General features: G+C 62.8%; 3 protein-coding genes. 2 read left to right on the forward strand and 1 reads right to left on the reverse strand.

Annotation, left to right across the window (positions count from 1 at the left end):
• Together ENZ75_RS27440 and cml are read left to right on the forward strand one after the other, a co-directional pair.
• On the forward strand, positions 1-300 hold a 300-nt coding region (locus ENZ75_RS27440; RefSeq protein WP_348630631.1), incomplete at its 5' end, for an aminotransferase class I/II-fold pyridoxal phosphate-dependent enzyme.
• A 234-nt stretch (positions 301-534) separates the two neighbouring features.
• Positions 535-1731, forward strand: coding sequence for a CmlA/FloR family chloramphenicol efflux MFS transporter (gene cml, locus ENZ75_RS27445; RefSeq protein WP_063168161.1), 1197 nt, complete (start codon positions 535-537; stop codon positions 1729-1731).
• 49 nt (positions 1732-1780) lie between these two features.
• Here the strand turns inward: cml and ENZ75_RS27450 are convergent, their stop codons facing one another.
• On the reverse strand, positions 1781-2674 hold the full coding sequence (locus ENZ75_RS27450; protein ID WP_063170254.1) for a LysR family transcriptional regulator: 894 nt from the start codon (positions 2672-2674) through the stop codon (positions 1781-1783).
• Positions 2675-2794: the final 120 nt, after the last annotated feature.

Genomic DNA, 2794 nt, shown 5'->3' on the forward strand with positions numbered 1-2794 from the left:
CACATGGATTTGCTGCGCGCGAAGCTTGCGCGCGCCATGGGCGAGACGGCCGCCCACCTGAAAGCGATCGGCATCACGCCGTGGATCGACCAGCCGGCTGGCCTCTTCCTGTGGTGCAGTCTGCCGGACGGCGTCGATGCGGCCGAAGTCGCCCGCCGCTCTCTGGCCGACAACATCGTGCTGGCGCCCGGCAACGCATTCAGCCTGTCCGGAACGGCTGGCCGTTTCCTGCGCTTCAACGTTGCCCAATGCGCGGACGAGCGGATTTTCAGGGTGCTCGAGGCGGCGATGGCGCGTTGACGCGCATCAAGCTGATCCTGTTGCCTGGGCAACCTTCGGCTGCTAGGGAAACGCGAGCGCACTCGAGAGAATGTCTGCGCCGTCATTTTCCGGGATAGCGTTTATGGGAACCAGCAAGTCAGCAGACAAGTAGGCCGCAACAGCACTTCGTTGTTGCGGCGGCCCGTCATTTCCCATCTTCATTGAGAACGGCAGATCGCCGCCAAATGTAGCCATTTGAGCGGATGTTCAATCATGCCTTTTCCAAAAAACCCGACATGGACCACTTCCCTGCCAGCAGCCATGGTGCTGATGGCGCCCTTCGACATCCTGGCCTCGCTGGCCATGGACATCTACCTCCCGATTGTCCCGGCGATGCCGGGGATCCTCGAGACATCGCCTGATGTCATCCAGCTGACGCTGAGCCTCTACATGATCTGTCTTGGGCTCGGCCAAGTCGTCTTCGGCCCGATTTCCGACAGGATCGGCAGGCGCCCGGTGCTGATCGGTGGCGCGCTTTTGTTTTCAGGCGCTTCCTTTCTGCTCGCCAGCACCTCACTGGCCGCTGTCTTCGTCGTCCTGCGCGTCATGCAGTCCATTGGTGCGTCCGCCATTCTCGTTGCAACCTTCGCAACGGTTCGCGACGTCTATGCGCAAAGACCCGAAAGTGCCGTCATTTACGGCCTGTTCAGCTCGATGTTGGCTTTCGTGCCGGCGTTGGGGCCGGTTGCCGGTGCGTTGATTGCCGACAATTTCGGCTGGCGGGCGATCTTCCTGACGCTCGGAGTCCTGGCCACGGCAGCTACCCTCAACGCATGGCCGAAATGGCACGAAACCCGCCCCTCGAATGGCGATACCAGGCGAATGGCGCTTCGACCCATTCTCTCCAGTCTTGCCTTCTGGACCTACACGCTTGCATTCAGTGCCGCCATGGGCGCCTTCTTCGTGTTCTTTTCGACTGCGCCACGGGTGCTCATGGATCGCGCCGGCTTTTCACAGTTCGGCTTCAGTCTAGCCTTCGCCACCGCGGCGCTGGTGATGATCGTCACCACCCGTTTCGCCAGAAGGTTCATTGCAAGCTGGGGCATCGCCGGCAGTGCCATCAGGGGCATGGCGATGCTGCTGTTCGGCGCGGCGCTATTGGCAGTGGGGCAACTGTTCGCACAGCCCTCCTTCGCGACATTTATCTTGCCGATGTGGGTCGTTGCCGTGGGTATCGTCTTCATTGTCTCAGTCACCGCAAACGGTGCACTCGAGGCGTTTGGCGATGTCGCGGGAACCGCAGTCGCACTCTACTTCTGCATCCAGAGCCTTGTCGTCGGCATCTTCGGCACGTTGTTCGTCGTCCTGCTCGGCGGAGACACGGCGTGGCCGCTGGTCGCCTACTGTTCGGTCATGGCGACGCTCACACTAAGCGCACTGAGGCATTTGCAGAAACGCCAAACCGAATAGACTGGACAGATGAGAAGCCTGGGCGGTTGGCGCAGGCTTCTCATCGTTGTCAGCGCGACGCCGCACACACCTCCCGCACACAGTCGCGCAACCAGCGTTGCGCCGGATCGGCATCGAGGCGCGGATGCCAGAGCATGGAGATAGTGACTTCCGCGGTGGCAACCGGCAGGGGAAAACTGCGCATGCCGGCGCGTGCGCCCTCGGTATGCCGCTCCGGAACGCTGGCGATCAGGTCTGATGTGCGGGCCATGGCAAGGGCTGCCGAGAAACCGGAAACCATGCACACGACGGTCCGCCGCAGCCCGAGCCGGTTCAAAGCCTCGTCGATCGGCCCTTTCTCGCGGCCACGCCGTGAAACGCTGATGTGTCGGCCTGCGGCATAGCGCTCAGGCGTCACCGCGCCCTCGGTCAAGGGATGGCCCGTTCGCACGGCGCCGATGAAGCGGTCGCGAAGCAGCGCCTGGATGCGCACCTCCGGGCCGGTCTCGCCAGCGACGCCTATGTCCAGATCGATCGCCGCGTCGCGCAGCGACATGACGTCCCGGTCGGACTTCGGTGCAAAGCGCAGCCGCACGCCGGGCGCATCGGCCTGGATACGGGCAACGAGACGAGGTGCGAACTCTTCGACGAAGCTCTCATTGGTGCGCAGCGTGAAGACCCTGTCCAGGTTCGGGAGATCGAGCAAGGTGGCAGGGCGCAGGATCGCCTCCGCATCCTGGACGACAGGGCCTACCTGCTGTCGCAGTTCTTCCGCACGCGGCGTAGCCACAAGGCCTCGACCGGCGCGAACCAGCAGCGGATCGCCCGTCGCCTGGCGCAGTCGCGCCAGCGTGCGGCTCATCGCCGAAGGGCTGAGGCGTAGGCGGCTGGCGGCGCGCGCCACGCTGCCTTCGGTCAGCAGGACGTCGAGAGCGAACAGTAAGTTGAGATCGGGTGATGTCATCGGCAGATCATGACATGATATGGCGCCAAACGCACGAATAAGATGCAAATGCTGCGCCTTCCGCCACATTGGCCAAGGAACTAGATCTCCAGCAGTTCCGGTTGTGGGACTGATGGAAGG

The sequence above is a fragment of the Mesorhizobium sp. M7A.F.Ca.CA.002.04.1.1 genome (assembly GCF_004022805.1).
GTDB classification, from domain to species: Bacteria; Pseudomonadota; Alphaproteobacteria; order Rhizobiales; family Rhizobiaceae; genus Mesorhizobium; species Mesorhizobium ciceri.

What these genes read in the sequence shown, in the direction of transcription:
- ENZ75_RS27450 (WP_063170254.1), bottom strand. Translation starts at nt 2,674, where the DNA reads ATGACATCACCCGATCTCAACTTACTGTTCGCTCTCGACGTCCTGCTG.
- cml (WP_063168161.1), top strand. Translation starts at nt 535, where the DNA reads ATGCCTTTTCCAAAAAACCCGACATGGACCACTTCCCTGCCAGCAGCC.